This is a genomic window from Devosia geojensis (genome assembly GCF_000969415.1).
GTDB lineage: Bacteria > Pseudomonadota > Alphaproteobacteria > Rhizobiales > Devosiaceae > Devosia > Devosia geojensis.
Window position 1 is genome coordinate 1 of record NZ_JZEX01000010.1, and the last position, 26,269, is coordinate 26,269.

At 66.3% G+C, this 26,269-nt stretch carries 21 protein-coding genes and 1 pseudogene; 15 read left to right on the top strand and 7 right to left on the bottom strand.

Annotated elements, in window-relative coordinates; translation table 11 throughout:
• The first annotated feature begins 149 nt into the window (after positions 1-149).
• The 8 genes and pseudogenes from xdhC to VE25_RS00275 all read left to right on the top strand — a co-directional run bounded on the left by xdhC (position 150) and on the right by VE25_RS00275 (position 10,726).
• Positions 150-1,013 (top strand): xanthine dehydrogenase accessory protein XdhC, encoded by an 864-nt coding sequence (gene xdhC / locus VE25_RS00240; RefSeq protein WP_046106568.1) that lies wholly within the window; start codon positions 150-152, stop codon positions 1,011-1,013.
• Positions 1,003-2,569, top strand: a pseudogene (locus tag VE25_RS23710) (ABC transporter ATP-binding protein). Before xdhC ends, VE25_RS23710 begins: the two are co-directional and overlap by 11 nt.
• Positions 2,553-3,635 carry an ABC transporter permease gene (locus tag VE25_RS00250; RefSeq protein ID WP_046106569.1) on the top strand — a complete coding sequence of 361 codons (1,083 nt, stop codon included), beginning with the start codon at positions 2,553-2,555 and terminating at the stop codon, positions 3,633-3,635. The pseudogene VE25_RS23710 and the gene VE25_RS00250 overlap by 17 nt, the downstream one beginning before the upstream one ends.
• Entirely contained in the window at positions 3,632-4,561 is a 930-nt protein-coding gene (locus tag VE25_RS00255; protein ID WP_046106570.1) for an ABC transporter permease, read from the top strand. Before VE25_RS00250 ends, VE25_RS00255 begins: the two co-directional genes overlap by 4 nt.
• Before the next feature lie 58 nt (positions 4,562-4,619).
• Positions 4,620-5,708: a BMP family ABC transporter substrate-binding protein gene (locus VE25_RS00260; protein WP_052731627.1), complete on the top strand. Its 1,089-nt coding sequence runs from the start codon at positions 4,620-4,622 to the stop codon at positions 5,706-5,708.
• A gap of 218 nt (positions 5,709-5,926) precedes the next feature.
• Positions 5,927-7,150 carry a urate hydroxylase PuuD gene (locus VE25_RS00265; protein WP_046106571.1) on the top strand — a complete coding sequence of 408 codons (1,224 nt, stop codon included), beginning with the start codon at positions 5,927-5,929 and terminating at the stop codon, positions 7,148-7,150.
• Positions 7,147-8,445, top strand: a complete 1,299-nt coding sequence (gene guaD / locus VE25_RS00270) for a guanine deaminase (RefSeq protein WP_046106572.1) — start codon at positions 7,147-7,149, stop codon at positions 8,443-8,445. The genes VE25_RS00265 and guaD overlap by 4 nt, the downstream gene beginning before the upstream one ends.
• 112 nt (positions 8,446-8,557) lie before the next feature.
• Positions 8,558-10,726, top strand: coding sequence for a malate synthase G (locus VE25_RS00275; RefSeq protein WP_046106573.1), 2,169 nt, complete (start codon positions 8,558-8,560; stop codon positions 10,724-10,726).
• Positions 10,727-10,862: 136 nt separating this feature from the next.
• Here the strand turns inward: VE25_RS00275 and ade are convergent, their stop codons facing one another.
• Entirely contained in the window at positions 10,863-12,572 is a 1,710-nt protein-coding gene (gene ade / locus VE25_RS00280) for an adenine deaminase (RefSeq protein WP_046106574.1), read from the bottom strand.
• Between the two features lie 158 nt (positions 12,573-12,730).
• On the opposite strand from ade, the gene VE25_RS00285 reads away from it, so the two are divergent.
• A complete protein-coding gene (locus tag VE25_RS00285; protein WP_046106575.1) occupies positions 12,731-13,888 on the top strand; it encodes a GGDEF domain-containing protein in 1,158 nt (385 codons plus the stop codon).
• 15 nt (positions 13,889-13,903) lie between these two features.
• Here the strand turns inward: VE25_RS00285 and VE25_RS00290 are convergent, their stop codons facing one another.
• Positions 13,904-15,109: an ROK family transcriptional regulator gene (locus tag VE25_RS00290; RefSeq protein ID WP_046106576.1), complete on the bottom strand. Its 1,206-nt coding sequence runs from the start codon at positions 15,107-15,109 to the stop codon at positions 13,904-13,906.
• A gap of 316 nt (positions 15,110-15,425) precedes the next feature.
• On the opposite strand from VE25_RS00290, the gene VE25_RS00295 reads away from it, so the two are divergent.
• The 5 genes from VE25_RS00295 to VE25_RS00315 all read left to right on the top strand — a co-directional run bounded on the left by VE25_RS00295 (position 15,426) and on the right by VE25_RS00315 (position 20,640).
• Positions 15,426-16,454 (top strand): sugar ABC transporter substrate-binding protein, encoded by a 1,029-nt coding sequence (locus VE25_RS00295; RefSeq protein ID WP_046106577.1) that lies wholly within the window; start codon positions 15,426-15,428, stop codon positions 16,452-16,454.
• Between the two features lie 84 nt (positions 16,455-16,538).
• Positions 16,539-17,615: an ABC transporter permease gene (locus tag VE25_RS00300; protein WP_052731628.1), complete on the top strand. Its 1,077-nt coding sequence runs from the start codon at positions 16,539-16,541 to the stop codon at positions 17,613-17,615.
• A gap of 2 nt (positions 17,616-17,617) precedes the next feature.
• Complete coding sequence (locus tag VE25_RS00305; protein ID WP_046106588.1) at positions 17,618-18,433, top strand: ATP-binding cassette domain-containing protein; 816 nt, start codon at positions 17,618-17,620, stop codon at positions 18,431-18,433.
• 194 nt (positions 18,434-18,627) lie between these two features.
• The gene (locus VE25_RS00310) at positions 18,628-19,674 is read left to right on the top strand and encodes an NAD(P)-dependent alcohol dehydrogenase (RefSeq protein WP_046106578.1); all 1,047 of its coding nucleotides are present in this window, start codon (positions 18,628-18,630) and stop codon (positions 19,672-19,674) included.
• 180 nt (positions 19,675-19,854) lie between these two features.
• Positions 19,855-20,640 (top strand): SDR family NAD(P)-dependent oxidoreductase, encoded by a 786-nt coding sequence (locus VE25_RS00315; protein ID WP_046106579.1) that lies wholly within the window; start codon positions 19,855-19,857, stop codon positions 20,638-20,640.
• 159 nt (positions 20,641-20,799) lie between these two features.
• Here the strand turns inward: VE25_RS00315 and VE25_RS00320 are convergent, their stop codons facing one another.
• From VE25_RS00320 to phnC, 5 genes are all read right to left on the bottom strand, one after another.
• On the bottom strand, positions 20,800-21,507 hold the full coding sequence (locus VE25_RS00320; RefSeq protein ID WP_046106580.1) for a DUF1045 domain-containing protein: 708 nt from the start codon (positions 21,505-21,507) through the stop codon (positions 20,800-20,802).
• 121 nt (positions 21,508-21,628) lie between these two features.
• Complete coding sequence (gene phnE / locus VE25_RS00325; protein ID WP_046106581.1) at positions 21,629-22,969, bottom strand: phosphonate ABC transporter, permease protein PhnE; 1,341 nt, start codon at positions 22,967-22,969, stop codon at positions 21,629-21,631.
• Positions 22,966-23,937, bottom strand: coding sequence for a phosphonate ABC transporter, permease protein PhnE (gene phnE, locus VE25_RS00330; RefSeq protein WP_046106582.1), 972 nt, complete (start codon positions 23,935-23,937; stop codon positions 22,966-22,968). The genes phnE (VE25_RS00325) and phnE (VE25_RS00330) overlap by 4 nt, the downstream gene beginning before the upstream one ends.
• A 76-nt stretch (positions 23,938-24,013) precedes the next feature.
• Positions 24,014-24,922: a phosphonate ABC transporter substrate-binding protein gene (gene phnD, locus VE25_RS00335; RefSeq protein WP_046106583.1), complete on the bottom strand. Its 909-nt coding sequence runs from the start codon at positions 24,920-24,922 to the stop codon at positions 24,014-24,016.
• A gap of 69 nt (positions 24,923-24,991) precedes the next feature.
• A complete protein-coding gene (gene phnC, locus VE25_RS00340; protein ID WP_046106584.1) occupies positions 24,992-25,816 on the bottom strand; it encodes a phosphonate ABC transporter ATP-binding protein in 825 nt (274 codons plus the stop codon).
• A 169-nt stretch (positions 25,817-25,985) separates the two neighbouring features.
• Between phnC and VE25_RS00345 the strand changes: the two genes are divergently transcribed.
• Positions 25,986-26,269 (top strand): MgtC/SapB family protein (locus VE25_RS00345; RefSeq protein WP_046106585.1); only part of this gene is annotated, 284 nt, incomplete at its 3' end.

Genomic DNA, 26,269 nt, shown 5'->3' on the forward strand with positions numbered 1-26,269 from the left:
TCTTGCTTTTTGTTAAGCGACCAGCGCGCCACGAGACCTACCCCAGGTCGCTCGTCGGCAGCGGACGATGTGTATAATAGACAGCCCTTGAGGGGAGGGCTAGGGTGGGGGGAAGCTTCAACTCGAGCTGATGCCCGCGAGGTCCGCCAATGACCCGCCCGGCGCCGGACATCGCGACGTTCCTCGCCCGCGAGCCCGCCGCCATCGTCGCCGAACTCACCTCCGTGCGCGGTTCGAGCCCGCGGGAAGAGGGCACCTTCATGCTCGTCGGCGCCGAAACCATCTTCGGCACCATCGGCGGCGGGGCTCTCGAATATCTCGTCATCGCCCATGCCCGCCGGCTGATTGCCGCCGGCCGCGCCTCGGAAGTCATGGATGTGCCGCTCGGGCCCGAGATCGGCCAGTGCTGCGGCGGGCGGGTCGAAGTCTGCCTCGACTACGTGACGCCCGAGCTGGCGGAACGGCTCGTCGCGCGCGTTGCGGCGGAAGAGGTGGCCAAGCCCCATATCTATGTCTTCGGCGCCGGCCATGTCGGGCGGGCGCTCGCCCGCTGCCTTTCGCTGCTGCCGGTCAAGGCGCATGTGGTCGATACACGCCGGGAAGAGCTGGTCGATCTGCCCGGGAACGTCGCGACCCATGCCTCCGCCATGCCGGAGGCGGTGGTGCGTTCCGCCCCTCCGGGCAGCGCCTATGTGATCCTCACCCACGACCACGCGCTCGATTTTCTCATCGCGATGGAGGCTCTCAAACGGGCCGACTCGCCTTATGTCGGCATGGTGGGCTCGAGGACGAAGCGGGCGCGGTTCGCCAAGTGGTTCATCGGCGAGGGCGGCGACAGCGCGGCGTTGGAGCGGCTGGTCCTGCCCATCGGGCAGATGGGGCTTGGGGATAAGCGTCCGGAAGTAATAGCGGCACTGGCGGCGGCTGAAATAATGGTCCACATTGGACGGCGGGAAGTCTCTGTTGGAAGCGCGCCGGCCACGATCATTTCGGGAGCCGTCGATGGACGCTAACCTGCCGATGCGGCTTGAGCTTTCCGGCATCACCAAGCAGTTCCCGGGCGTGCTCGCCAACGACGATGTCGGCTTTTCGGTCCGTGCCGGCGAGATCCATGCGCTCCTCGGCGAGAACGGGGCGGGCAAGTCCACCCTCGTCAAGATGATCTACGGCATCATGGCGCCCGATGCCGGCGAGGTGCGTTTCGACGGCGAGCGCGTCGAGATCGCCAATCCGAAGCAGGCCCGCCGGCTCGGCATCGGCATGGTGTTCCAGCACTTTTCGCTCTTCGAGGCGCTGACGGTGCTCGAAAACATCGCGCTCGGCATGGATGCCAAGATCCGCTCCCGCGACCTCGAGGCGCGTATCCGCGAGGTCATGGCAGTCTATGGCCTCAACCTCGATCCGCACCGGATCGTCGCGACCCTCTCGGTCGGCGAGCGGCAGCGCATCGAGATCGTGCGCGCGCTCCTCCTCAAGCCCAAGCTCGTCATCATGGACGAGCCGACCTCTGTCCTGACCCCACAGGAGGTCGAGGCGCTGTTCGAGACGCTGCGCCAGCTCGCTGCAGAAGGCTGCTCGATCCTCTACATTTCCCATAAGCTCCACGAAATAAAAGCGCTCTGCGATACGGCGACGATCCTGCGGGGCCGGCCGCGTGGTCGCCACGTGCGACCCGAAGCAGGAGACCTCGCGCTCCATGGCCGAGAAGATGATCGGCGCCAGCCTCAAGGACATCAAGAAGGACCCGAACCGCACCTTCGGTCCGCCCAAGCTTGTCGTCTCGCGGCTTTCCACCCGCACCGAGGACGAGTTCGGCGTCGCCGTCGAGGAGGTGAGCTTCACCGTGCGCGCCGGCGAGATCTTCGGCATCGCCGGGGTTGCCGGCAACGGGCAGAATGCCCTCCTCGATTCGCTCTCGGGCGAGGTGCTGGGCGAGGAGCGCGAGGCGATCAGCCTCGACGGGCACCCGCTCGGGCTCCTCAACACCACCGGGCGCCGCAAGTTCGGTCTCTGCGCCGTGCCCGAGGAACGCAACGGCCATGCGGCCGTCGCCGATTTCACGCTGGCCGACAATTCCGTGCTCACCGCCCGCGACCGGCTGAAGATGGTCGTCGGCGGCCTCATCGATTCCGGCGCCGCCCGCACTTATACGGGCAAGGTCATCGCCGATTTCGCCGTCAAGGCGCTGGGACCGCAGTCGATGGCGGGCTCGCTCTCGGGCGGGAACCTGCAGAAATACATCATGGGCCGCGAGATCCTGCAGCGCCCGTCGGTGCTTGTCGTCAGCCAGCCGACCTGGGGTGTCGACGCGGGCGCGGCGGCGGCCATCCGCCAGGCTCTCGTCGATCTCGCCGCGGAAGGCTCGGCCATCGTCATCATCAGCCAGGACCTCGACGAGCTGCTGGAGCTTTGCGACACGCTCGCCGTCATCAACGAGGGGCGGTTGAGCCAGACGCTCAAGGTCGGCGAGGCCTCGATCGAGGAGATCGGCCTCCTCATGGGCGGCGTCCACGGCACGGGCGAGCAGGTGCATATCGAGGCGGGAGGCGGCGTTGCAGTTCAGGCTTGAGAAGCGCCCGCAGCCGAGCCGGCTGATGCTCTATGCCGCCCCCATTCTGGCGGTGATCCTCACCATGCTGGTCGGCGGCGCGATCTTCAGCGCCATCGGCTATGACGGCCCCGGAGCCGTCCGGGAAATCTTCATCACGCCGCTCGTCACCTCCTACAAATGGCAGGACCTCGGCATCAAGGCGGCGCCGCTCATCATCATCGGAGTGGGGCTCGCCGTCTCCTACCGGGCCAATGTCTGGAACATCGGCGCCGAGGGGCAGTACGTCGTCGGGGGCGTCTGCGCCACGGGCGTGGCGCTCGCCACCTACGGCATGACCGGCTGGTGGATATTGCCGCTGATGGCGCTCGCCGGGGTCGCGGGCGGCGCGGCTTATGCGGCGATCCCGGCGCTCCTGCGTACGCGCCTCGGCGTCAACGAGATCCTGACCTCGCTGATGCTGACCTACGCCTCGGTGCAGCTCGTCTACTATCTCGTGCGCGCCCCCTGGAAAGACCCGATGGGCATGGGTTTTCCGCAGACGCGCATCTTCTCGGAGGCGGCGCGCCTGCCGACCATCATTCCGGGCACGATCGTCCACCTCGGCGTCCCTATCGCCATCCTCGTCGCGCTCATCGTCTGGTTCGTCATGGCCCGCTCGCTCTTCGGCTTCCAGGTGCGCGTCGTCGGCGCTGCCCCGCATGCGGCGCGCTATGGCGGGTTCAGCGAGAACCGCACTATCTGGCTGGCGCTCCTCGTTTCAGGCGGGCTCGCGGGGCTTGCCGGCATGCTCGAGGTTGCCGGGCCGTTCCAGCGGCTGGTTCCGGGCTTTCCGACCAATTACGGCTTCACCGCCATCATCGCCGCCTTCCTCGGCCGGCTCGATCCCCTGGGCGTCATCTTCGCCTCCATCGTCCTTGCCATCACCTTCGTCGGCGGAGAGATGGCGCAGACGACCATCGGCCTGCCGGCGGCGGCCGCCGGCATCTTCCAGGCGATGATGCTGTTCTTCCTCCTCGCCGGAGACCTCCTCATCCGCTATCGGCTGAAGCGCGTCACGCACCAGCCCACGGAGGCGCGGGCATGAGCGCCGAGCTTCTCATCGCCATCATCATCACCGTGGTCGGCGCCTCGACGCCGATCCTCATCGCCGCGCTCGGCGAGCTGGTGGTGGAAAAGGCCGGCGTCCTCAATCTCGGCGTCGAGGGCATGATGCTGATCGGGGCCGTCACCGGCTTCATCGTGATGTTCACCACGGGCAATCCGTGGCTGGCGGTCCTCGCCGCCGCCATTGCCGGCATGCTCTCCTCGATGATCTTCGCGTTCCTGACGCTGAGCCTTTCGGCCAACCAGACCGCGACGGGCCTGGCGCTCACCATCTTCGGCACCGGCCTTTCGGCGCTTGCCGGCCAGGGTTATTCGGCCCGGCCGGTCGATCTCTTCCGCTCGGTCTTCCCGGCCGAACTCGCGACGCACCCGGTCTGGCGCGTCATCTTCGGCTATTCGCCGCTGGTCTATTTCTCGCTCATCATGGTCTTCGCCGTCTGGTGGTTCCTCCACAAGACGCGCTCGGGCCTCATACTGCGGGCGGTCGGAGAGAACGACCTTTCGGCCCACTCCATCGGCTATTCGGTCATCGGCATCCGCTACGCGGCCGTCGCCTTCGGCGGCGCGATGGCGGGCATCGCGGGCGCGGCGTTTCCGCTGCTCCTCACCCCGCAATGGGCCGAGCGGATGACCGCGGGGCGCGGCTGGATCGCGGTGGCGCTCGTCGTCTTCGCATCCTGGCGGCCGTTCCGGCTGCTGGCGGGCGCCTATCTCTTCGGCCTCGTCATGACCGTCGAGCTCTATTCCAAGGCGGGCGGCGGCATTCTCTCGACCATTCCCGCCGAGCTCTGGGCCGCGATGCCCTACATCGCCACCGTCGTCGTCCTGGTGCTGATCTCGCTGCGGCGGACGGGCAGCACCAGCGCACCGGCTTGCCTCGGCAAGCCGTTCCTTGCAACCAATTAGGAGAGCGGGCCAACGCCTCCCTAATGTCTGAAACAGGGTCAACTCAGGAGAGACACGAATGACGAAGTTCAATCGCCGCAACGTCCTGGCGCTGGGCGGCGCCGCGGCGGCCCTGCCGCTGGTGGGCGGCCGCGCCCTCGCGCAGGAAGGGCCGCTCAAGGTCGGGTTCATCTATATCGGCACGATCAACGACAATGGCTGGAACTACGCGCACAACCAGGGCCGCCTCTACCTCGAAGAGCAGCTGGGTGATGCCGTCGAGACCACCTATGTCGAGAACGTGCCCGAGGGCCCGGATTGCGAGCGCGTGCTGCGCGAGCTGGCCCAGTCCGGCCACAACCTGATCCTCGCCACCAGCTTCGGCTATGGCGACTATGTCATCAAGGTCGCCCAGCAGTTCCCGGACGTGAAGTTCGAGCATGCGACCGGCTACCAGCGCTCGGAGAACGTCGCCACCTACAACGCCCGCTTCCACGAGGGCCGCGCGGTCTGTGGCACCATCGCAGGGCACCTCTCGCAGACGGGCAAGGCCGGCTATATCGGCTCGTTCCCGATCCCTGAGGTGGTGATGGGCATCAACGCCTTCGCGCTCGCCGCCCGCAAGATCAACCCGGACTTCACGCTGACGCCGGTGTTCATCTCGACCTGGAACGACCCGGCCCGCGAGGCGGACGCCGCACGCGCCATGGCCGACCAGGGCATCGACGTCATCACCCAGCACACGGACGGTCCGGCCGCGCTCCAGGTGGCCGAGGAGCGCGGGCTCGTCGGCGGCTTCGGCCAGGGCGCGGACATGAGCGCCTTCGCGCCCAACGCGCATTTGACCGCCATCATCGACAACTGGGGTCCGCACTATGTCGACGCCGCCCAGGCGGTCATCGACGGCACCTGGGAAAGCGGCGACCGCTGGCCGGGCCTCAAGGAAGGCGAAGTGGTGATCGGGCCCTACAACGAGAAGATCCCGGCCGAGGTCGTCGAGGCGGCGGAAGCGGTCAAGAACGGGCAGATCGACGGCTCGTTCAACATCTTCACCGGCCCGATCAACGACCACACCGGCACCGAGCGCGTGGCGGCCGGCGTGACGCTGACCGACCAGGAACTGCTGACCATGGACTGGTACGTCGAGGGCGTCATCCCTCCGGCGTAAGCAGCCTATTGCGCTAAGGAAAGGGGCGGGCAAGTCCCGCCTCTTTTCGTGAGTGAATGAGCGAGAGAGGGGCACCCGCCCTTCTCCCCTCGTGGGAGAAGGTGGCGCGTAGCGCCGGATGAGGGGGCTGGGGCTCCCGGCCAACCCCTCACCCGCCCTTCGGGCACCCTCTCCCACAAGGGGAGAGGGGTAAGAGCCCAACGACAGGACAAAGAATCATGGGCGATTTCGCGATCTTCTGGGAATGGCTGAGCTTTGCTGCGCGCTGGCTGCATGTGGTCACGGCCATCGCCTGGATCGGCTCGTCCTTCTATTTCATCGCGCTCGACCTCGGGCTTAGAAAAACCCCGAGCCTGCCGCCACTCGCCCACGGCGAGGAGTGGCAGGTGCATGGCGGCGGCTTCTACCACATCCAGAAATACCTCGTGGCGCCGGATTTCCTGCCCGAGCATCTCACTTGGTTCAAGTGGGAGAGCTACGCCACGTGGCTCTCGGGCTTTTCGCTCCTCGTCATCGTCTACTATGTCGGGGCCGACATCTACCTCATCGACCGCAACGTCCTCGACGTTCCGCAATGGGGCGCGATCGCCATCTCCATGGGCTCGATCGCCATCGGCTTCCTCATCTACAATGCCCTCTGCAAGTCCCCGCTCGGCGAAAGCCAGAACGGGCTGATGCTCGTGCTCTTCGTGCTGCTGACCGCGATGGCCTGGGCCTATACGCAGGTCTTCACCGGCCGCGCGGCACTCCTCCACATGGGGGCGTTCACCGCGACGATCATGAGCGCCAACGTCTTCATGATCATCATCCCCAACCAGAAGATCGTGGTGGCGGACCTGAAGGCTGGGCGGGTGCCGGATGCCAAGTACGGCAAGATCGCCAAGCAGCGCTCGCTCCACAACAACTACCTGACGCTGCCCGTCGTCTTCTTCATGCTCAGTAGCCACTATCCGCTGGCCTTCGCCACCCAGTGGAACTGGGTCATCGCCTCGCTGATCTTCCTCGTCGGTGTCGTCATCCGGCATTATTTCAATACGAAGCACGCGCGGAAAGGCAATCCGCACTGGACCTGGGCGGCGGCTGTGGTGCTGATGCTCGTCATCGCGTGGCTCTCGACCGGCCCCAAGATCAACGGCTCGGCCTCGGAGGTGGCGTCCTACGGCGCCGCCCCGTTTCTCGAGGCCGAACATTTTGCCGCTGCCAGCATGACGGTGCAGACCCGCTGCTCCATGTGCCACACCGCCGAGCCCGTCTGGCCAGGCATCCACCAGGCGCCTAAGAACGTGATCCTCGACAACGACGTCGCCATCGCCAACTACGCGCATGAGATCGTCCTGCAGGCTGGCTGGAGCCATGCCATGCCGCCGGGCAACGTCACCGAGATGACGGCTGAGGAGCGCGCTCTCCTCGTCGAGTGGTACCGCGAGGGCTCGGCCCGATGAGCCGCACGATCCTGCGCGGGCGCGTCCTCACCTTCCTCGACGAGCCGCAGGGCCTGGAGGACACCGCCAGCTATCGCTATCTCGAGGATGGCGCAGTGGTCATCGAGGACGGCAGGGTGGTTGAGCTCACCGACTATTCGCCCGCGCTCGCCGCGGGCGCCGAGGTCGTTGACCATCGCCCGCACCTCATCATGCCCGGCTTCATCGATACGCACCTGCATTATGTGCAAAGCCAGATGATCGCCTCCTGGGCCGGCTCGCTTCTCGAATGGCTCGACAAGTACACCTTCGTCGAGGAGCAGAAATTCTCCCGGCAGGGCCATGCCGAACACGTCGCCTCAGCCTTCTACGACGAGCTCATCCGCCACGGCACGACCACCGCCGTTGCCTATTGCTCGGTGCATCCGCAATCGGTCGACGCTTATTTCGCCGAGGCCGAGAAGCGCAACATGTTGATGATCGGCGGCAAGGTGATGATGGACTGCCACGCCCCGCCGGGCCTCTGCGATACCGCCGAGACGAGCTACGACGACACCACGGAGCTGATCGCGCGCTGGCACGGCAAGGGCCGTGCGCTCTACGCCATCTCGCCGCGCTTCGCGCTGACCTCGAGCCCGGCGCAGATGGAGGCGGCGCGCGCGCTCGTTGCCGAGCATCCGGACTGCTACATGCAGACCCATCTCTCGGAGAACCCTGCCGAGGTCACCCGGGCGATGTCGCTCTATCCGGATACCAGGGACTACACGGGTATCTACGAGGACTACGGGCTGCTTGGCCCGAAGAGCCTCATGGGGCACTCGATACACCTCAGCCACCGCGAGGCGAAGGTGATGTGCGAGACGGGGGCGGTTGCGGTCTTCTGCCCCACCTCCAACCTCTTTCTCGGCAGCGGCCTGTTCGATTACCAGCGCTTGCGCCAGACGGGGGTGCGGGTGTCCGTTGCCACCGATATCGGCGGGGGCACCAGCTATTCGATGCTGCGCACGCTCGACGAGGGCTACAAGGTGCTGCAGCTGCGCGGCCAGCGCCTGACGCCCTTCAACTCGTTCTATCTCGCGACCCTCGGTAATGCCCGGGCGCTTTCGCTGGAAGGCACCATCGGCTCCATCGTTCCGGGCGCTTCGGCCGACCTCGTGGTGCTCGATGGGCGCGCCACGCCCGCCATGGCCCTACGAATGTCGACTGTCGAAACTCTCGCCGAGGAACTATTCCTCATCCAGACCCTTGGCGACGACCGGTGCGTTGCCGAAGTCTATGTGGCGGGCGGCAGGGCGAAGTCGGTCCTCGGCACGTGAACGCGCCTCGTTTTTTCCGGCATTCGGAAAACCCGGCATCGAGAGGGTTGGCAGGTCAGCCCCATTGACATAGAACGCGTACCCGCGAGTACGACTTAAAGGGACTGCGACGATGAGCGACTATCAGGACAAATCGGGCCTCAAGGTTCACCCTCTCCTGGTAGATTTCATCGAGACCGAAGCGCTTCCCGGCACCGGGGTTTCCGCAGAGCAGTTCTGGTCCGGCTTTGCCGGGCTCGTTGCCGAGCACAGCGTTACCAATGTCAGGCTGCTGGCCAAACGCGACGAATTGCAGGGGCGGATCGACGCCTGGCATCGCGAGCACGGCGCCATCGCCAACGATCCGGCCGGGTACGAGCGGTTCCTGCGCGATATCGGCTACCTCGTCGACGAGCCGGCCGATTTCACCATCGAGACCGACGGGCTCGACCCCGAGATCAGCTCCATCTGCGGACCGCAGCTCGTCGTGCCGGTCTCCAACGCCCGTTACGCGCTCAACGCGGCCAACGCGCGCTGGGGCAGCCTCTATGATGCACTATACGGCACCGACGCGATCAGCCGCGAGGGCGACCTCGCGCCAGGCGCCACCTACAACGCCGCGCGCGGTCAGGCGGTGATCGACCGGGCCGCCGGGTTCCTCGACCTCGCCTTCCCCCTCGCCAAGGGCAGCCACAGGGACGTCACGTCCTATGTGGTCGCCGAGCAGGCGGGCATCGCCAATTTCGTCATCGACACAAAGGCGGGGCCGACGACGCTGAAGGACGCCGCGGCCTTCGCCGCCTACGGCCAGAAAGGCGAGCGCGCCGAAATCGTGCTGCGCCACAACGGGCTCCATGCCATCCTCGTCGTCGACAAGACCCATCCCATCGGCATCAACCAGCCATCGGGCCTTGCCGACGTCGTCGTCGAGAGTGCGCTGACCACCATCCAGGACTGCGAGGACTCGGTCGCGGCGGTCGATGCAGCCGACAAGGTCGGTGTCTACCGCAACTGGCTGGGGCTGATGAACGGCACGCTCGAAGAGACCTTCGAGAAGGGCGGCCGCACCGTCACCCGGAAGCTCCGCGCCGACAAGGCCTATACCGATCCCAACGGCAAGCCGCTGACCCTCAAGGGCCGCGCGCTGCTCCTGGTGCGCAACGTCGGCCACCTGATGACGACGGATGCCGTGCGCGATGCCGCCGGCAAGCCGATCGGGGAGGGGCTGATGGATGCTGCCGTCACCGCGCTCTGCGCCATGAGCGACAAGGTCAACAGCCGCACCGGCGCCATCTACGTCGTCAAGCCCAAGATGCACGGGCCCGAGGAAGTCGCCTTCGCCTGCGCCATCTTCGCCTCGGTCGAGAAGATGCTGGGCCTCAAGCCCAACGCCATCAAGATCGGCATCATGGACGAGGAGCGGCGCACCTCCGCCAACCTCAAGGCGGCGATCTACGAAGCGCGCCAGCGCGTCTTCTTCATCAACACCGGCTTCCTCGACCGCACCGGCGACGAGATCCATACCTCGATGGAAGCCGGGGCTGTGCTGCGCAAGGACGACATCAAGGCCGAGCGCTGGATTGGGGCCTATGAGGACCGCAACGTGCTGATCGGCCTTGCCGCCGGCTTCTCGGGCCGGGCGCAGATCGGCAAGGGCATGTGGGCGCGGCCCGACGACATGGCGGCGATGCTCGAAGCCAAGATCGGCCATCCGAAGTCCGGCGCCAACACCGCCTGGGTGCCCTCGCCGACGGCGGCCACCCTCCACGCGCTGCACTACCACATGGTCGACGTCTTCGAGGCGCAGAAGGCGCGCCACAACCAGCCGCTGCCGCCGCTCGCCGACCTCTTTTCCATGCCGGTCCTCAAGCCCTTCGAGCTCTCGCGCGAAGAGATCGTCCGCGAGCTCGAGAACAGCGCGCAGGGTATCCTCGGCTATGTGGTGCGCTGGGTGCAGCAGGGCGTCGGCTGCTCCAAGGTTCCCGACATCAACAATGTCGGCCTGATGGAAGACCGCGCCACCTGCCGCATCTCCTCGCAGGCCGTCGCCAACTGGCTGCGCCACGGGCTTGTCAGCAAGGACGAGGTGACCTCGGTCTTCGAGCGCATGGCCTCGGTGGTCGATGCGCAGAATGCGGGCGATCCGCTTTACCGGCCGATGTCGGAGAACTTCCAGTCCGTCGCCTTTCAGGCTGCGCTCGACCTCGCCCTCCATGGCGTCGACCAGCCCTCGGGCTACACCGAGCCGATTCTGCACGCCCGCCGGCTGCAGGTAAAGGCGCGCGAGGCCAAGCAGGGGTGATCGTGCCACGCCCTCGTGGTTCGAGGCCGCTTCTCGGCACCTCACCATGAGGGCTGATGAAGTTGCGGTTGCCGTAGCCCTCATGGTGAGGCGGGAGCGTAGCGACCCTCGAACCACGAGGGCGTGACACAATCCCTCAGCTCACGAAGTCGAACGCATCCACGTCGAACAGCCCGCGGTCCGTCATCTTGAGATGCGGAATGACGGGCAGTGCGAGGAACGCGACCTGCAGGAAGGGCTCCGGCAGGGTGCAGCCCAAAGCCTTGGCCGCGTCGCGCAGCCCGTGCAGGTCGTGGGCGACCGTCTCGAATGGTTCGGGGCTCATGAGCCCAGCGATCGGCAGCGCCAATTCGGCAGTGACCGCGCCGCCATCGGCCACCGCAAAGCCGCCGCCGAGCTCGATCAGCCGGTTGACTGCCAGCGCCATGTCGGCGTCGTTTGCTCCGACCACGGTGATGTTGTGGCTGTCATGCCCGACCGAGGAGGCGATGGCGCCGCGCTTCAGGCCGAAGCCCTTGACGAAGCCGTGGCCGATATTGCCGTTCCGGCCGTGCCGCTCGATGACGGCAACCTTGATGATGTCCGCGGCGAGGTCCGGTTCGAGGCCATTGTCGCCGGTCGAGAGCGTCGCGCTCTCGCGGAAAGTGAGGATAAGCCCCGGCTTCACCCCGATCACCGGCGTCTCGTTGCGTCCGGGGCGGTTCTGCATCACGAACGCTCCGGCCGTCACGGGCTTCGCCTTCACCGAGCCCAGTCCCACCGGCGGCACCGGCTGGCGTTCGGCGAAGAGCTCCGGCGTCACCAGCCGGCCGGCCGAGATCACGTCGGAGACGCGGCAGTCCTCGAGGCTGTCGAGCAGCGCGATATCGGCCCGCCAGCCGGGCGCGAGAAGGCCGCGGTCCTTCAGCCCGAAGATCCGCGCCGCCGAGTGGCTGGCGGCGCGGTAGACGTGGTGCAGCGGCCGCCCCTTGGCGACCAGCCGCCGGATCGAGGAGTCGAGGTGCCCCTCCTCGGCGATGTCGAGCGGATTGCGGTCGTCGGTGCAGAGCGCGACGAAGCTCGAGCTGTTCTCGTCGAGCACCTCGGCCAGCACGTCGAGGTCCTTGGAGACAGATCCCTCGCGGATGAGGATCGCCATGCCCTTGGCCAGCTTCTCGCGCGCCTCGGCCGCGCTCGTCGCCTCATGGTCGGTGCGGATTCCGGCGGCGAGATACCCGTTAAGTCCGTAGCCGGAAAGGAGAGGCGCATGCCCGTCGATGTGGTCGTCCTGGAACGCCCAGAGCTTGGCGATGATGCCGGGGTCGAGCGCCAGCACGCCGGCAAAGTTCATCATTTCGGCCAGGCCGATGACCTTCCCGTGCTCACGGAAGGGCAGGAGGTCCTCGATCTCCAGTGCCGCGCCTGAGGTCTCGAACGCGGTCGCCGGCACGCAGGACGAGAGGTTCACCCGCACGTCCATGATCGTCTGCTCGGAGCAGTCGAGAAAGTAGCTTATGCCTTCAGCGCCCAGCACATTGGCGATTTCGTGCGGATCGCAGATGACGGTCGTCACCCCGTGCGGCAGCACGCAGCGGTCGAACTCGAGGGGCGTCACCAGCGAGGATTCGATGTGGAGGTGCGTATCGATGAATCCCGGCACCGCGAACCGCCCGTGCCCGTCGATCTCCGCCTCTCCCTCATAGCGGTGGTGGGTGCCGACGATGCGGTCGCCGACAATGGCGATGTCGGTCGGCGTCACCGCGCCGGTTATGACATCGAGCAGCTGCACATCCCGGATCACGAGGTCCGCCGGTATTTTCCCCTGTCCGGCCTCGATCATGCGGGAGAGCTGTGCCTTCGATGTCATGCGAACGTCCTTGCTGTTTTGCCGAAGCGTCGGCCGGCACGTGGCTTTGGTCAAGTCCCGGTCGAGCGGGTTGGCTCCGCGTCGATGCCGGCGCGCCGCTAATCAACTCGTAAGTGTTCCGCGCTAAGGAAAGCTGGCGGCGAACATGGTTTGGGGACATGCTGCTCGACCTGAGGACGATCTATGTCGTTGGTGCGCTGACGCTCCTCGTTCTGGGGTTCGTCCAGCTTGCCGCCTGCGCGACCGGTCGGTTCCAGCGCTGGTCTGCGTGGTGGAGCATGGCCAACATCCTGCTCGGCATCGGCACCGGCTTCATCGCCTTGCGCGACATGGTCCCGGATGTCGTCTCCGTCGATCTGGGCAACACATCGGTTCTGGCCGGCTATATCTTCATGCTGGTGGCGGTGCGGGTGTTCGCCGGCCGTCCCGTCGACCTGCGCTGGTGCGGGCTTGCCATTCTCGCGGGCGGCCTCGCCTATGTGCTGCTGATGAACAACGGCCCCACCGCCGCAGGCCGCATTGCGTTCGGCTCGGCGATCTCGGCGTTGCTCGACCTTGCCATCCTGCGGGAGGGCGTACGCCTCGCCCGGCGGGAAGGGCTGCGGTCCGGCTGGTTTCTCGCGGTCCTCTTCCTGCCGACCGCCGTGCTCTTCGGCGCTCGCGCCGTCCTTTCCCTCACCGGACAGATGGGCGGGGAGGGGCTCTTTGCCGATGGCGCAGGCATGCATGCGTGGCTTGCCACCCTGGCCGTCATGTTCATCATGATGCGCAGCCTCGTGATGATGCTGATGGCCTCCGAGCGCAGCTACAACGAGCTGGCCGAACGCGCGCATCGCGACCCGCTCACCGAGGCGCTCAACCGCGCCGGGCTCGCGCGATCGTTCGCGCTGCTGGCGGACGCGCCGCAGGCGGTTCTCGTCATCGACATCGACCACTTCAAGGCCTTGAACGACCGGTACGGGCATGCGGCTGGCGACGATATCCTGCGCACCCTCGCCGCCTCGGCGCGGGCCCAGTTGCGGGCGGGGGATCTCTTTGCGCGACATGGCGGCGACGAGTTCGTCGCCGTCATCGGCAACGCTTCGGTCGGCCAGGCGGTGCAGGTGGCCGAACGGATCCGGCAGTCCTTCGCGAAGGCGGTCGCCGAGCGTGAGCTCGCCATCCGACCGACGCTCAGCATCGGCGTTGCGCGGTACCTTCCGGGCCGCTCGGGCTTCGAGGATATATTGCAGAAGGCCGACGAGGCGCTCTATCGGTCCAAGCGGCAGGGCCGCGATCGGGTCGTCACCCATGAGGACGCCGTGCTGGCGGCCTGATGGTGACCGGCGTCGTCAACCGTCCTTGAACAGCACTTCGCGGTCCTGGGTGAAGTTGGCGAGCAGCGGCAGGCAGGCGCCGCCGATCTCGCGGGCGCGCGAGCCGAGCGTCCCCTCGATCAGGGAGAAGCCCGCCAACCCCTGCAGGTCGAAGCCGGCGATGAGCTTGCGGGTGCGCTCGGCGAGCCGGGCGCGCACGGGCAAGGGGAAGGCGCCGTCGAGGATGATGGTGCCGAAATCGATGATCGAGACGGCGGTGACGATCGCCTGCGCCAGGGCGCGGGCGCTTTCCTCAACCCATTCGTCGAGCGGCGCGCCAAGCTCGCCCCATTCGTCCGGGTCGCGCCAGAGGACGCGGGGGTCGGCGCCCGTCGCGACGAGCTTTTCGGCGAGCACGTAGATCGAGGCGGTCTTCAATATCTGCTGGAAGCCGCCGCCCGGAACCGGCACGGGCAGGGGGGCGACGGCGCCGCCATAGCCGGTGCGGCCGGGAAAGAGGTGCCCGTTGAGCACCACGCCGCCGCCAATGAACGAGCCGATGAAGATGTAGAGGAAGTCCGGGTGCTCGGCGCCCTCGCCCAGCACCAGCTCGGCGGCGCAGGCGGCGGTGCCGTCGTTGTGGAAATAGACGGGCCATGGCGAGATCGCCGCCACCTCCTCGCGAATGTCGGCCACTCGCCAGGCCTCGAGCACGTCGGCGGGCGCGGCGAACTGGTTCTTCCAGTTCCACATCTCGAACGGCGCGGCGATGCCGAAGCCGGCGATGCGGGCGCGTTCGGCAAGCGGCAGGCTGCCGGCCAGCTCGCTGATGCCGCGCCCGGCGAGCGCGACAATGCTTTGCGGCGTCGGGTAGGGGTGCGGCTCGTGGATGCGCCCGAGCACGGCGCCGGCGAAATCGAGGAGCACCACGTCGCTCGAGCGGCGGCCAACCTTGAGCCCTAGGAAGAAGGCGCCACGCGGATGCAACTCATAGGGCACCAGCGGCTGGCCGACGCGGCCGCGCAGCGGCTCCAGCCGCCGCACCAGGCCATCGGCCTCAAGCTGGTTGACGATGGTCGAAACGGTCTGCGGCGAAAGCCCTGTCATGCGGGCGAGGTCGGCCTTGGGCAGGCTCGCATGCCGGCGGATCAGCGAGAGCGCGAGCCGCTCGTTGTAGAGCCGCCCGCCGGCCTGGTTGGTGCCGCGCGTGAGCAGTCCGCCCGGTCGCCCGGTCCGGTTCATCGCCGTCGACACCCTTTGCCCCCTTCAACGTTCGTGCTGTCGAGCCCGAACGCCATTGGGCGCATTCCGCGCCAAAGTGCAATCGATTTCATACACTTGTGATCCTCCCCGCCAGCAAGGATGCGACGCGGTTCCGGCTGCTGTCAATTAATAAATCACTTGGACAAATTAATTGACAGGCGCCGGATGATCTGCTGATCATGCCAACGAGGTGCCGCACCGGACGCAAAGAGGAGGTGCTGGTCGGCTGCCTTGCGAGCCCGCGACGAACGCCAAACCGGCTTCGATCGCGGATCGAACCCACGGGAGGAAATCAATGCACAGGTTCATAAAGATCGCGGCCGCCTCGGCCGTGATGATGGGGCTTATGGCGGGAGCGCCCGCCTTCGCCCAGCAGCAGATCGTCGGCCTCATCACCAAGACGGAGGGTAACCCCTTCTTCGTCAAGATGCGCGAAGGCGCGCAAGCCAAGGCGCAGGAGCTGGGCCTGGAGCTGCGCACGTTCGCGGGCGAGTTCGACGGCGACAACGACAGCCAGGTCGCCGCCATCGAGAACCTCATCTCGGCCGGCGCCATCGGCTTTGCCATCGTGCCCTCGGACTCCAGCGCGATCGTGCCGACCATCCAGCAGGCGCGCGATGCGGGGCTGCTCGTCATCGTCCTCGATACGCCCCTCGATCCGATCGACGCGGCCGACGCAACTTTTGCCACCGACAACCGCCAGGCCGGCCGCCTCATCGGCCAATGGGCTGCGGGGACGCTCGGCGAAGAGGCCGCCAACGCCAAGATCGCTTTGCTCGACCTTTCGCCCAACCAGCCGACGGTCGATTACCTGCGCAACCAGGGGTTCCTCGAAGGCTTCGGCATCGACGTCAAGGATGCCAACCGCATCGGCGACGAGGACGATCCGCGCATCTGCGGCTCGGAGGTGACGGGCGGGGCCGAGGACGGCGGACGCACCGCCATGGAAACGCTGCTGCAGCGCTGCCCCGACATCAACGTCGTCTACACCATCAATGAGCCGGCGGCGGCCGGTGCCTATGAGGCGCTGCGGGCTGTCGGCAAGGACGACGGGTCGGTCACCATCGTTTCGGTGGACGGCGGCTGCCCCGGGGTCCAGAATGTCAAGGACGGCATCATCGGCGCCACCTCGCAGCAGTACCCGCTCGACATGGCTTCGCTCGCTCTCGAAGCGATCAAGACCTTCGCCGATACCGGCGAGAAGCCGGCGGTCACCGAAGGCCTCGATTTCTACGACACCGGCGCGACCCTGGTGACGGACAAGCCGGTCGAAGGAGTCGAGTCGATCGACACCACCGAAGGCATGGAGCTCTGTTGGGGCTGAGCGGCGGCTAAAAGCAGCGGAAAGGGTCGCCACACCGCGGCCCTTTCTACACCAACGCGGCACATCCTTGGGAGGGGATAGGTCATGAGTGACGACACCGCCGGCGCGACGCTGGCCGAGAAGGGATTGGCGAGCGGGGAGCAGGAGGTCGCGAGCTTCGAGGATTCACGGCACGGGCCGCTGCGCCAGTTGCAGGGGTTCCTGCACAGCTACCCGACGGCCATCCCGTTCATCGTCCTCATCATCGGCATCCTGATCTTCACGGTCGCCGCGGGCACGCGGTTCTTTGCTCCGTTCAACCTGTCGCTGGTCCTGCAGCAGGTCACCATCATCGGCGTCCTCGGCATCGCGCAGACCCTCGTCATCCTCACCGCCGGCATAGACCTGTCGGTCGGGGCGATCATGATCCTGTCGTCGATCGTCATGGGCCGGCTGTCGGTGGTCGCGGGGGTGCCGGTCGAGATCAGCTTCGTGCTCGGGCTGCTCACGGGGCTTGCCTGCGGTCTCGTCAACGGGCTGCTGGTGGCGCTGGTGCGCCTGCCGCCCTTCATCGTGACGCTCGGCACGTGGTCGATCTATGGGGCGCTCATCATCCTCATCTCGCGCTCGGAAACCATACGCTCGCAGGACATTGCGGCCATCGCCCCGATGCTGCAATGGATGGGCGCGCGCGTCGCGCTGGGAGGTGGGGCCATCCTCACGGCCGGCTCGATCGTCATGATCCTCATCGCCTGCGTCGTCTGGTACATCCTCAACCGCACGGCCTTCGGACGCCATATCTACGCCACCGGCGACGATCCGGAATCGGCGCGGCTCGCCGGCATCAACACCAAGGCGACGCTCATCGGCGTCTATTCGCTGGCCGGTCTCATCTGCGCCATCGCCGGCTGGGTGGTCATCGGGCGCATCGGCGCGGCGTCCCCGCTTGCCGGGCAGAACGCCAACCTCGATGCCATCACCGCCGTCGTCATCGGCGGCACCTCGCTCTTTGGCGGCCGCGGCTCGATCATCGGCACGCTGATCGGGGCGCTGATCGTCGGCGTCTTCCGCAACGGCCCCGCGCTCGCGGGCGTCGACGTGCTCTGGCAGGAGTTCGCCGTCGGCGGCCTCATCATCGTCGCCGTCACCATCGACCAGTGGATCAGGAAGATTTCGGCATGAGCATGGATACGCAACCGGCCAGCCTCACCGCCACGCCCATCGCCGGGCCAAACCCGATCATCGAGGCGCGCGGCCTCGTCAAGCGCTACGGGCGGGTCGTTGCCCTCGACAATGCCGATTTCGACCTGATGCCCGGCGAGATCCTCGCCGTCATCGGCGACAACGGCGCAGGCAAGTCGACCCTCATCAAGGCGCTCTGCGGCGCCGTCATCCCGGATGCCGGCACCATCAAGATCGACGGCAGCCCGATGCACTTCTCCTCACCGATGGACGCGAGGAAAGCCGGCATCGAGACGGTCTACCAGAACCTCGCCCTCTCGCCGGCCCTTTCCATCGCCGACAACCTCTTCCTCGGCCGCGAGATGAGGAAGACCGGTCCCATGGGCCGGTTCTTCCGCCTGCTCGACCGGGCCGAGATGAACCGGCTGGCACGCGCCAAGCTCTCCGAGCTCGGCCTCATGACCATCCAGAACATCAACCAGTCGGTCGAAACGCTTTCGGGCGGGCAGCGGCAGGGTGTGGCCGTGGCGCGCGCCGCCGCCTTCGGCTCCAAGGTCGTCATCATGGACGAGCCGACGGCGGCCCTCGGCGTCAAGGAGAGCCGGCGCGTGCTCGAATTGATCCTCGACGTCAAGCGGCGCGGCCTGCCGATCGTCCTCATCTCGCACAATATGCCGCACGTCTTCGAGGTCGCCGACCGCATCCACATCCATCGCCTGGGCAAGCGCATCGCGATCATCAACCCGAAGGACTATTCCATGTCCGACGCCGTCGCGATCATGACGGGGGCGATGAAGCCTCCGACAATAGGCGGATGAGGGTCCGCATGTGAGCAGGTGGTACCACAACCCCGATTGTCATCCCGGCGAAAGCCGGGACCCAGTACGCTCAGGGCAGGCGGTGACGACTGCATGATGCTTCCGGATGAACATAAGTCCTTGCTAAGCTCGGCGGTATCACCGCATGGCCTAAGCTCAGGCCATTCCTGCCAACCGATGCCTCTGGATAAGACATGACCCAAGTCCGCGCTCTCGTTCTCGAACGCCAGCATGAACTCGCCCTCCGCGATATCGACCTGCCGCTCGAGGTCGGCCCGGGCATGGTCAGGATCGCCATCCACACTGTGGGCGTCTGCGGGTCGGACGTCCACTACTACACCCACGGCAAGATCGGCCCCTTCGTCGTCAATGCGCCCATGGTGCTGGGCCACGAGGCCGCCGGCACCGTCGTCGAGATCGGCGAGGGCGTGACGCATCTCAAGGTCGGGGACCGGGTCTGCATGGAGCCGGGGGTGCCCGATCCGAACTCGAAGGCCAGCCGACTCGGTATGTACAATGTCGATCCGGCGGTGACCTTCTGGGCCACGCCCCCGGTCCACGGCGTCTTGACGCCCGAAGTGGTGCATCCGGCCAACTACACCTTCAAGCTGCCCGACAACGTCTCGTTCGCCGAAGGGGCGATGGTGGAGCCGTTCGCCGTCGGCATGCAGGCGGCGACGAAGGCCAGGATTGCGCCCGGCGATACCGCCGTGGTGCTCGGCGCCGGCCCCATCGGCACGATGGTCGCCATCGCCGCGCTCGCGGGCGGGTGCGCGCGGGCAATCGTTGCCGATCTTGCCCAGCCCAAACTCGATATCGCCGCGCGCTACCAAGGCGTCATTCCGGTCAACATCCGCGAAAAATCCATCGCCGAGGAGGTCAAGCGCCTGACCGATGGCTGGGGCGCCGATGTCGTCTTCGAGTGCTCGGGCTCGCCCAAGGCCTGGGAGACGATCATGCAGCTGCCGCGCCCGGGCGGCGCCATCGTCGTCGTCGGCCTGCCGGTCGAGCCTGTCGCAGTCGACATCGCCGGAGCCTCGACCAAGGAGCTGCGCATCGAGAACATCTTCCGCTACGCCCATCAGTACGAACGCGCCATCGCTCTGATGGGGTCGGGGCGTGTCGATTTGAAGCCGCTGATCTCCGAGACCTTTGCGTTCGAGGACTCGATCAAGGCGTTCGACCGGGCGGTCGAAGGCCGCCCGAGCGATGTGAAGCTGCAGATCAGGGTGGCGAAATAGGGCCCCTCAATCCGGCGCTGCGCGCCACCTTCTCCCACAAGGGGAGAAGGGGAGGTGCCCATTCGCTTACTTGTAACGAACGAAGCTATCGGCAGACCACCCTCCCTTTTCCCCTCGTGGGAGAAGGTGCCCGGAGGGGCGGATGAGGGGGCCGAGCCCCGATATCAACGGAGGAAACCCATGGATCTCGGACTGACCGGCAAGGTCGCAGTCATCACCGGCGGCACGGTCGGCATCGGCCTCGCCATCGCCGAGGGCCTCGCGGCCGAAGGCACCAACCTCGTGCTCGTCGGGCGCAACGGCGAGCGCGGCGAGGCCGAAGCGGCGCGGGTGGCGCAAGCGCATGGCATCTCGGCTATCGCGGTGGCGGCGGACGTCGCGACGGCCGAGGGCTGCGACACTGTGGTCGCCGGGGCCCGTGACGCCTTCGGCGGCGCCGATATCCTCATCAACAACGCCGGCACCGGTTCCAACGAGACGATCCTCGAGGCGGACGACGCCAAGTGGCAGTACTACTGGGATCTACACGTCATGGCCGCCGTGCGGCTGGCTCGCGACATCGTACCGACGATGAAGGCGCGGGGCGGCGGGGTCGTCGTCCACAACGCCTCGATCTGCGCCGTGCAGCCGCTCTGGTACGAGCCCATCTACAACACCACCAAGGCGGCGCTGATGATGTTCTCCAAGACGCTGGCCAACGAGGTCGTTTCCGACAACATCCGCGTCAACTGCGTCAACCCCGGCCTGGTGCTGACGCCGGATTGGGTGAAGACCGCCAAGCAGTTGCACGGGGAGGACGGGTACGAGGCCTATCTCCAGTCCGTTGCCGACGAGGCGGGCGGCATGAAGCGGTTCGCGAGCGCCGAGGAGCTCGCCAACTTCTTCGTGTTCCTGTGCTCGGAGAAGGCCAGCTATTCGACGGGCTCCACGTATTTCGTCGATGGCGGGTGGCTGAAGACGGTTTAGTGCGGAAGGCCCCCTCACCCGGCGCTGCGCGCCGACCTCTCCCCCAAGGGAGAGGTGGGGTGGGCGCACGTCGACTGGGTGCCGACACCTCTCCCTTCGGGGGAGAGGTCGCCCGAAGGGCGGGTGAGGGGGCCTTCGCCCGTATCAGTACGATTCACGTCACGCGCTCATCAGCGCGGTGGCCTCCGCCAGCCGATGAACCGAGTGGATGCACATGGGCGCGTTCGGCTCCGGCTCGTGGAAGAGCGCGAGCTGGTCGATGACCAGCGGAGCGCCGGCCAGCGGGCCGAAATAGCGCTTGAGGACGGTCAGCACATAGGCCTGCTCGTTCCAGGGCACGGGGCCGGTGAGGCTCATGTGGAAGCGGTAGTCGTCGAGGACGAACGGGTGTCCCCAGGCGAGGAGATTGGCGTGCTGCCGGTCGGTGAGCCGCAGCGGGTAGCGCCGCTCGAGCTCGCCCTCGCTCATAGGGGCGCGGAAGTGGTCGAAGCTCATCACGACTTCGGCGGCGAGCGCGTTGACCTGCGGAGAGGGCCCGTCCGGCACGAGGCAGAAGAAACTGTCGAGCAGCCGCACGTCCATCCGCGGGACGAGGAGGGAAGGGCGCTCGCGGGCAAAGCGGGTCAGGGCCTTGGAAAGCGTGTCGATGGAGTAGCCCTCGACGAGCTGGAAGGGCGCACGCAGCGTTCCATGAAAGCCGAACCGGCGCACCGGGGCGGTGAGGAAGGCGCGGTCCTCCTCGATCAGCCCCTCGATCACGCCGCTGTCCACCCGCTCGCCCGTATAGGCGTCACGCCCCAGCCAGCGCGTCGCCGCGACGGTCAGGGGGTTGTCCCGAGCAGGAATGAAGTAGATCGCGCAGCGCATGGATCGGTATCCGGAATCCGCTTTCGCTAGCCGATCCGTATGACAACCGCGCGAAACGCTTGGCGCGCCGAATCACAAATCCGCGCGCCACAGGGTTTTCCCCAGGGGCGTGGTTTCCCAATCAGTGCGTCTGCCGGCCGATGAGCCGCATGCGGATGCCGGTCGAGAGATTGTCGAACAGGAACACCACGATCAGGATCAGCACGACCATGTAGGCCACCTTGTCCCAGTCGGAATTGGTGCCCATCGCTTCCAGCAGCTTCAGGCCGATGCCGCCCGCGCCCACCGCGCCGATGACCGTCGCCGAGCGGGTGTTGCTTTCCCAGAAATAGAGCGATTGCGACACGAACACCGGCAGCACCTGCGGCACGACGCCGTAGCGGTTGACCGCGGCGGGGCTGGCGCCAACCGATCTCATACCGTCGCGCTGCTTGTCGTCGATGTTCTCCAGCGCCTCGGCATAGACCTTGCCGAGCGCCCCGGTGTCGGTGAAGAAAATCGCCGCGATGCCGGGGATGGGACCGGGGCCGAAGCCGCGGGTGAAGAACAGCGCCCAGATCAGCATGTCGACCGAGCGGATGAAGTCGAAGAAGCGCTTCATCAGCCAGTTCGCCGGCCGGTTGAGGGTGATGTTGCGCGCGGCGATGAAGGCGAGGGGGAAGGCGACGAGCGTTGCGAGCAGCGTCCCGACAAAGGCCATCACCAGCGTCTGCATCAGCTTGGCGAGAATGTCGCCATGCTGCCAGGCGCGGTTGCCCAGCCATTCGTTGAGCACCAGTTGGGCGTTGGACCGGGTCGGATCGACGCGCTCGCCGGAGAAGACGAGGCCTACGGTGGAAAAGAGGTCGTGTCCCCAGAGCGGCGAACGCGGATCGTAGAGGAAGTTCGCCCAGCCGAGGAACCGGCGTTGCACCGCGACCTGGTTGTCGCGGATTTCCGCCTGTCCCTCGAAGCCGAAGTCGACGATCACTTTCTGCCGGTCCTGGACGATCGCGGCGGGCGCATTTTCCGGCGCGGTCGCGGCGTCCTCGCCGATCATCACCAGATGGGGTTCGCCCGCGAGGTAGACGGTCACCACCTGCGGGGTGATCTCGAGGCGGTCGGCATCGCTGCCGAAGGTCACCGTCATGCTGCCGTTGGCGTGCGGCGTCAGCCAGTCGATAACGGCGTCTTGGGGATACTGCCCGCGGCTCGACCACTGCGGCACCACCGCGCCATCCTCGAAGCGCAGGCGCGGCTGGGCCCGCCACGAATACCAGTCCTGGATATAGATCGAGGCGCGATCCCACTTGCCGTTCTGCAGCGCCGGCCCGACCCCGAAGAAGAACCAGCAGAAGACGAGGTAGGCCAGCGTCAGGACGATCCCGACGGGCAGGCCGTAGCGTTGCAGGAACGACTTGCGGAAGACCTCGGGGAACTTGCCTTCCAGCCGGCGGCGCTCGGCGGCGCTGATCGCGGTCATGCGGCGGCCCTCCCCAGCTCGAAGCCCTGGCTCCCGACGAGCCGTCGGCGCAGCCACCCCGAGAACTGGTCGATGGCGATGATGGTCACCAGCAGCAGGATGATGATGGCGTAGGTCTGCGCGGCGTAGTCACGCCCGATAGACAGGCGGAACACCTCGCCGATGCCGCCCCCGCCCACGGCGCCGATGATGGTGGAGGCGCGCACGTTGATCTCCAGGCGAAGCAGACTGTAGCTGACGAAATTGGGCATCACCTGCGGCACGATGGCAAAGCGCACCCGTTCGAGCCACGTGGCGCCCACCGACCGCAGCCCTTCGTCGGGCTTCATGTCGGCGTTCTCGACCACTTCGAAGAACAGTTTGCCCAAAGCGCCGATGGTGTGGAGCGATACCGCGGCGATGGCCGCGATCGGGCCGATGGAGAGCACTGCCGTCAACAGGCCGGCGATGACGATCTCGGGAAAAGCGCGCAGCACCTCCATCGTCCGGCGCGCGAACCAGCGCACGGCGCCCGCGCCGACGAGGTTGGTGGCGGCAAAGAAACAGAGGCAGAATGCCAGCGCCCCGCCGATGATCGTCGAGACGATGGCGATGTTGACCGTAACGATCAGCTGATAGATGAAATACGGGATATAGAACGTATCGGTGAGGTAGATGCGGGCCGAGGTGTAGTTGTACTTGGCCGATCCGTCGAAATAGGGCGATTCCAGATCAAACATGGCGCGGAAGATCTCGAAGGGATCGCGCGGCACGAAGTTCTTGAGAAAATCGAACATGAAGGGAAGCCGTTCGAAGAACTTCCCGGAATTGGCGGCATTGGCATAGGACATTGCTGCCCCGAGCGCGACGAGCACACCCACCACGGCGATGACGGTATAGATGCGGCGCGTCAGCACCTGCGACCGGTAGTGGCGCAGTATGGTCTCGCCGGCGGGCGAAAGTGGCTGGTGCTGAGCGACATCGGCCATATGCGCGAGATCTCCACGTTCGCGATGCCACCCATGATGAGGGTGACATCGCGTTGCTTGCGGTTCGACGTTGGCTTTAGCCGCCGATCACCGAACGGCGAGCGTCGATGATGGTCTGGTACATCTCGGGGCTGGATTCCACGAAGTTGGTGTAGCCGCCGGCGGTGAAGGCGTCGAAGCACTCGAAATCGCTTTCCGGCAGGGCCAGGAAGAACGCCTCGATCTGGGCCTTCATGTCGTCCGGAAGGGCGTTGGAAACCATCAGCGGGCCGTTCGGGATGATCGGGGACTGCCAGACTTCCACCAGGTCGTCCATGTCGAGCATGCCCTTGTCGACCATGATGCGCAGATTGCCCGAGGTATAACCTTCGGACCACTCACCCTGGCCCGAACCGAAAGTGGTGCCGACGTCCCAGGTGCCGTCGAGGACGCCTAGGACCAGGTTTTCGTGGCCGCCGCCGAAGCCGGTTTCGCCGTAGAAGGCCTCGATCGGTTCGCCAATGTCATTGGGCAGGGACACGTTGGGAACAAGATAGCCCGAGGTCGAATCCGGATCGGCAAAGCCGAGCTTCTTGCCCCGGGTCGAGGCGAGATCGGTGATGCCGCTGTCGGCGCGCGCGACCATGATGGTGTAATAGCCCGTCGAGCCGTCCTCCTGCTGTGTGGTCAGGATGGGGTCAACGGCCTCGGCGTCCTGCAGGTAGATGGCGGCGTAGGACGAAGCGCCCATGATGGCGATGTCGATGGTGCCGCCCAGCAGGCCCTGGATGATGCCGTTGTAGTCGGGCGAGGGGAAGAACTGGACTTCGGCAACGCCGGTGGCAGCCTTCAGGGGATCGGCGACGCACTCGGTACGGCGCAGCTGGTCGCTTTCGTTTTCCGAACCGTCGAGGCCGATGCGCAGGACGTTGACATCCTGGGCCAGGGCCGGAGCGGCGAGGGAAAGGGCGACGGACGTGAGGAGAAGTTTGCGGATTGCGGACACGGGGAAGTCTCCTTTGGTGACGCGGGTTGTCGGCTGCGGCGGGGCCGGCAGCGGAACGCTTTGGAAAACTCAGGGGGCCTGCTGGGCGTTGGTCGGCGTCCTGGGCAGGCGCAGCGGCGCGATGGCCGTGGAGGTCATCGCCTCCGAAAACGCTTCCTTGAGCCCGTCGGCGCCGTAGATGGTGCGCGCGACATCCGTGGTCAGCTGCTCGGGCGTTCCGTCGAACACCACCCGGCCGGCGCTCATGCCGATGATGCGGTCGCAATAGGCGCGCGCCGTATCGAGGGTATGGAGGTTGGTGATGACCGTGATGCCTTCGGAATTGATGTCGCGCAGGCTGTCCATGACGATCTGCGCGTTACGCGGATCGAGGCTGGCGATCGGCTCGTCGGCGAGGATCATCTTGGGGTCCTGCATCAGCGCGCGGGCGATGGCGACGCGTTGCTGCTGGCCGCCCGAAAGGGTCTGGGCCCACTGCATGGCGGTCTGGGCGATGTCGAGGCGCTCGAGGGCCTTCAGCGCCTCGAGCTGCTCGTCGGGGGTGAATATCTGCAGGAGATTGAGGACCGGATTGCGCCCATTGAGACGGCCGAGCATCACGTTGGTGATGACGTCGAGGCGCGGCACCAGGTTGAACTGCTGGAAGATCATGGCGCAGTCGCGCTGCCAGCTGCGCAATTCGGCGCCCTTGAGGGCCGAGATCGTCCGTCCCGAATAGACGATCTTGCCGTCGCTGACGTCCGCCAGCCGGTTGATCATGCGCAGGAGCGTCGACTTGCCCGCGCCCGAGGCGCCGATGATGCCGACCATTTCGCCTTCGCCCACGACGAGGGAAACATTGTCGACCGCTGTCTTGTCGCCGAAGCGGCGGGTCACGCGATGCAGCTCGAGCACTGGCCAGCCCTTTGAAGTTGACTTCGCGGGTCTAGGATCGGCCGGTAAAGCTGTGATGTCGGTTCCATGACGGTTCCATGACCGTCCACCGCATAGGAATAAAGTCGAGGGAACCGGCGCGGGCCCGCGCCTGTTGTCACTCCAGCGTCAATTCGGGGAGCCTTCCCACATGGATATCGGCAACGACTTCGGTCTCGTCGAGAGCTATCTGCCTTTCCACATCATGCTGATCCGCCTGGGCGTCGCCGCCATCTTCGGGGCGATGATCGGCTTCGAGCGCGGCAAGCACACCGCCGAAGCCGGGTTCCGCACCCATATCCTCATCGCGGTGGCGGCGTGCCTCTTCACCATTCTCGCCTTCGAGATCTACCACACGCTCGAAGGCGCCGAGAACCGGGCCGATCCCATCCGCGCGGTGGAGGCGGTCACCGCCGGCATCGCTTTCCTCGGGGC

What these genes read in the sequence shown, in the direction of transcription:
- xdhC (WP_046106568.1), top strand. Translation starts at nt 150, where the DNA reads ATGACCCGCCCGGCGCCGGACATCGCGACGTTCCTCGCCCGCGAGCCC.
- VE25_RS00255 (WP_046106570.1), top strand. Translation starts at nt 3,632, where the DNA reads ATGAGCGCCGAGCTTCTCATCGCCATCATCATCACCGTGGTCGGCGCC.
- VE25_RS00260 (WP_052731627.1), top strand. Translation starts at nt 4,620, where the DNA reads ATGACGAAGTTCAATCGCCGCAACGTCCTGGCGCTGGGCGGCGCCGCG.
- VE25_RS00265 (WP_046106571.1), top strand. Translation starts at nt 5,927, where the DNA reads ATGGGCGATTTCGCGATCTTCTGGGAATGGCTGAGCTTTGCTGCGCGC.
- guaD (WP_046106572.1), top strand. Translation starts at nt 7,147, where the DNA reads ATGAGCCGCACGATCCTGCGCGGGCGCGTCCTCACCTTCCTCGACGAG.
- VE25_RS00275 (WP_046106573.1), top strand. Translation starts at nt 8,558, where the DNA reads ATGAGCGACTATCAGGACAAATCGGGCCTCAAGGTTCACCCTCTCCTG.
- ade (WP_046106574.1), bottom strand. Translation starts at nt 12,572, where the DNA reads ATGACATCGAAGGCACAGCTCTCCCGCATGATCGAGGCCGGACAGGGG.
- VE25_RS00285 (WP_046106575.1), top strand. Translation starts at nt 12,731, where the DNA reads ATGCTGCTCGACCTGAGGACGATCTATGTCGTTGGTGCGCTGACGCTC.
- VE25_RS00290 (WP_046106576.1), bottom strand. Translation starts at nt 15,109, where the DNA reads ATGAACCGGACCGGGCGACCGGGCGGACTGCTCACGCGCGGCACCAAC.
- VE25_RS00295 (WP_046106577.1), top strand. Translation starts at nt 15,426, where the DNA reads ATGCACAGGTTCATAAAGATCGCGGCCGCCTCGGCCGTGATGATGGGG.
- VE25_RS00300 (WP_052731628.1), top strand. Translation starts at nt 16,539, where the DNA reads ATGAGTGACGACACCGCCGGCGCGACGCTGGCCGAGAAGGGATTGGCG.
- VE25_RS00305 (WP_046106588.1), top strand. Translation starts at nt 17,618, where the DNA reads ATGGATACGCAACCGGCCAGCCTCACCGCCACGCCCATCGCCGGGCCA.
- VE25_RS00310 (WP_046106578.1), top strand. Translation starts at nt 18,628, where the DNA reads ATGACCCAAGTCCGCGCTCTCGTTCTCGAACGCCAGCATGAACTCGCC.
- VE25_RS00315 (WP_046106579.1), top strand. Translation starts at nt 19,855, where the DNA reads ATGGATCTCGGACTGACCGGCAAGGTCGCAGTCATCACCGGCGGCACG.
- VE25_RS00320 (WP_046106580.1), bottom strand. Translation starts at nt 21,507, where the DNA reads ATGCGCTGCGCGATCTACTTCATTCCTGCTCGGGACAACCCCCTGACC.
- phnE (WP_046106581.1), bottom strand. Translation starts at nt 22,969, where the DNA reads ATGACCGCGATCAGCGCCGCCGAGCGCCGCCGGCTGGAAGGCAAGTTC.
- phnE (WP_046106582.1), bottom strand. Translation starts at nt 23,937, where the DNA reads ATGGCCGATGTCGCTCAGCACCAGCCACTTTCGCCCGCCGGCGAGACC.